The 3,145-nt window shown below is 33.0% G+C and carries 3 protein-coding genes and 2 pseudogenes; all 5 read left to right on the forward strand.

Annotation, left to right across the window (positions count from 1 at the left end; all coding sequences use genetic code 11):
* Positions 1-717 (forward strand): annotated as a pseudogene (locus HMPREF2794_RS16230) (hypothetical protein); the annotation flags it as partial.
* Positions 718-719: 2 nt separating this feature from the next.
* Positions 720-1,262 carry a DUF5043 domain-containing protein gene (locus tag HMPREF2794_RS16235; RefSeq protein ID WP_010535655.1) on the forward strand — a complete coding sequence of 181 codons (543 nt, stop codon included), beginning with the start codon at positions 720-722 and terminating at the stop codon, positions 1,260-1,262.
* Between the two features lie 83 nt (positions 1,263-1,345).
* Complete coding sequence (locus HMPREF2794_RS16240; protein ID WP_010535656.1) at positions 1,346-1,864, forward strand: hypothetical protein; 519 nt, start codon at positions 1,346-1,348, stop codon at positions 1,862-1,864.
* Between the two features lie 173 nt (positions 1,865-2,037).
* Positions 2,038-2,583, forward strand: a complete 546-nt coding sequence (locus tag HMPREF2794_RS16245; RefSeq protein WP_022301807.1) for a DUF5043 domain-containing protein — start codon at positions 2,038-2,040, stop codon at positions 2,581-2,583.
* Positions 2,584-2,652: 69 nt separating this feature from the next.
* Positions 2,653-3,145 (forward strand): annotated as a pseudogene (locus tag HMPREF2794_RS16250) (hypothetical protein); the annotation flags it as partial.

Consider the following 3,145-nt stretch of genomic DNA (forward strand, 5'->3'; position numbering starts at 1 on the left):
TATGAAGAAGATAGTAATATTGGCGGGCAATGGGATCCTAATGAAAATACGAGTGGAGGTGGTGGAGGAGGTTATCAACCACAACCAATAGCTCCTAAAGCCAAAGAGATATTCCGCAATTCAAGTATGACAAAAGAAAACTGGAAAGTGATCGAAGAAAAGCTGGAAAAGATTACAAAAAGCTGTATGGGAAAAGCCCTATACAATGGATTAAAAGAATCACTAAAAGGAAAAACTTTAGCGATTCAATTTACCAAAGATAAAAACTCTAGTTTCGATTTAAACGGAAGCGGAATAAGATTAACCACAGCTTCCACAAGTGGTGATTTCTTCCATGAAATGCTTCATGCATATCAATCATACAGAGAAACTTATGATAGTATGAGCAGTGCTAAATTAAATATGGAAATAGAAACGCATTATGCACAGTATCTTTACCAGAGTAGCTTACCAGAATATACCAGTGACAGCTATTGGAAAAAGCGAGATATGCAACATCTGCGCTGGAAGGCAATAGCGAATCTGAATAACCTGATTGATAGAAAGGGAAATCTGCAACCAAACACAAAGCTATATAATTTGGAATTAGAACTTCTGAACGTAGTGATTCCTGCCTTGCAATCAAATGGATATCCAGAAAGTAAATACACTCTGGATTTAGGCAGAGTTGGAATAGTAAATTTTGAAAATATACGAGAATTAACTAGAAACTGTTGAATATGAAAACATTTATTACATTTATTTATTTGATATCCTGCACCTTATATCTTTTTGCACAGCCAAGTTACTACACCCAAACTAAAACATTTACAGAAAATGATTACATTTATCAATGTGATGTGAGAGAATCAGGCATGGTAACTCTTTATAAAAAAGGCGATAAATGGATATATACTCCCCAAATAATTCGCAGTACAGGAGAACATTTTATAATGTATGATGATACACCTGATATCATAGAAACCGTTAATAACGACTTTATCTACACTTGTAAATCTATTATTAATAAAGCCTTTTCCAGTACAGAGAAACAACGGGTTAAAGGATCTAAATTTGTATTATCTATGTATATTAATCCAGATACCGGAAAAATAGATGAAGTAGCTTTTGAATTTTTTAGTATAGGTTCTTATGCCACCATTCCTATTTCTGTGTATCGTAATATAGAATTGGGTATCAAACAGAAGTTGAGTTTTAAGCCCACAACAGAAGGTAAAAAACTAAATTATATTCTTTATTGGATTGATGTTTCTCCCGAATAGCCATAGGCAAATAACGAGAGGCTATTCCGAAATAGAATAACCTCTTGTTTAAGATTATCTATTCCTATTTAACAACAAAAAACATGAAAACAGTTAGTCTCATTTTTACCCTCATGACATTCACTTTAAATGTCATAGGCCAGATAACAGAAAAAGTCGTCTATCAAGAAAAAGGAGAAACAGAAACTTATGAAATAAGGAAAGGAGACAAAAGTAAGTTTATATATAGAGCAGAAATATCTTTTGAAAAAGTAGCATCTCCTGATGTAGCAGTAAAAGAATATAAGGTATGGCCTATAAAAACAATACTCAATGACAAAGAGTATGTGAAGAAATATCTCAAATCAGAAATTAAAGAAAATATAACTTCTGAAAACTCTTTCTTAGCTATCTCATACTTTTATGAATTGACCTCTGGAAAAATTAAGTGGATAACAGTCTTTCATAATTCATCAATTACGATACCGATAAAAGCAATTGAAAAATTTGAGAAGATAATGAGAACAGAAGATAAAGCAACTTTTAATCGTAACACGTCTGACATTAAAGACATATTATTTTTCGAACGCTATGTACCATACGATCTATTAAATCTAGATTAATGCAAAGGATTCAAAGTATAACTAAAGTTCAAAAAACATAACCTAAAAATATTTTCTTGGGAAAGCATTTATTTTCCCAAGAAAATATCCTGCTATATCATACACATAAGGGGTAGGCTATTAATTAACATCGACCAATGTAGTTATGCTATATAATACAAAGTAAAAAAGATATGAAAAATATATTTATATTAATCAGCCTATTGTATAATGTTTCATTGGCTATTGCTCAAACAAATTATTATACAACAACTAAAACTTTTAACGAACAGGGATATACTTATCAATGTGACGTAGTTAAAGGAAGAGGCGTTACATTATATAATAAGAACAATAAATGGACATACGTAGACCAAATGAAAAAAGGTTCTAATACTCCATTTTATGTAACACCAGAAAACTTCAGCCCGTTATATGTTAATGACAAGAGTAAGGCTTATAATGATTCCATTTTCAAAGTAATTGTTAATAATGCTTTTGCTAATTATAAAGGAAAGATGAAAGGATTCGAACTGATCATTATTACTTGTACTGACTCTGAAACAGGAAGAATTAGTGAAGTTATCTTTGATTTTCCCAATTTTACTCCTTATGCTACAGTACCCGTATCAGTTTATCGTGAAATAGAGACCAAATTGATTGGTCTAAAGTATACATTAACCCCCTTGGCTAAAACATTGAACTATGTATACCAATGGTGGCCAATAGAACCTAAGTAATCTGTAGTCTCAATAGTAATTTTGAGAGCCGCTTTTATAATAAGCTATTTCTATTTAACAATAAAAAAGATGAAAACAAAAAGAATCAAACGACCTGTTTGTTACCTTGTCGGACTTCTTGTCTTTGGTCTGATGCTGTATTCCTGCTTACAGGACGAAACAGATCTGGACTCACGGGAAACGACAGGAAAAATTATTAAAGGTAAAAACCGTGAGCTGAGTATAGATGTAGCACGGAGTTGGTACGAAGCTCATCAGACACCTGTAGTTACTACCCGCTCTGTTGCTACTCATTTCGAGTTAATGACTAAGCTGCATTGGAAGAAGGGCTACGAAAATCGAAAAGGAAAGTTTGAAGTAGTGGAAGTTCCTCTACTGACAAGAGGAGGCGCAGTCTTGATGGATAGTGAAACCATGGAGAAATGTAAGGACACAGAGCGCGGAAAGATACGAAACATATCCCGAATGGTGATCATCAAGAATCTGGAAACAGGGGAAATCATCAATTTTGTAATGCATATCGTAGGTACTTATGACTATCTTATGAAAGCTAAACACTTTG

It is taken from the genome of Bacteroides sp. HMSC067B03, from assembly GCF_001811315.1.
GTDB classification, from domain to species: domain Bacteria; phylum Bacteroidota; class Bacteroidia; order Bacteroidales; family Bacteroidaceae; genus Bacteroides; species Bacteroides faecis.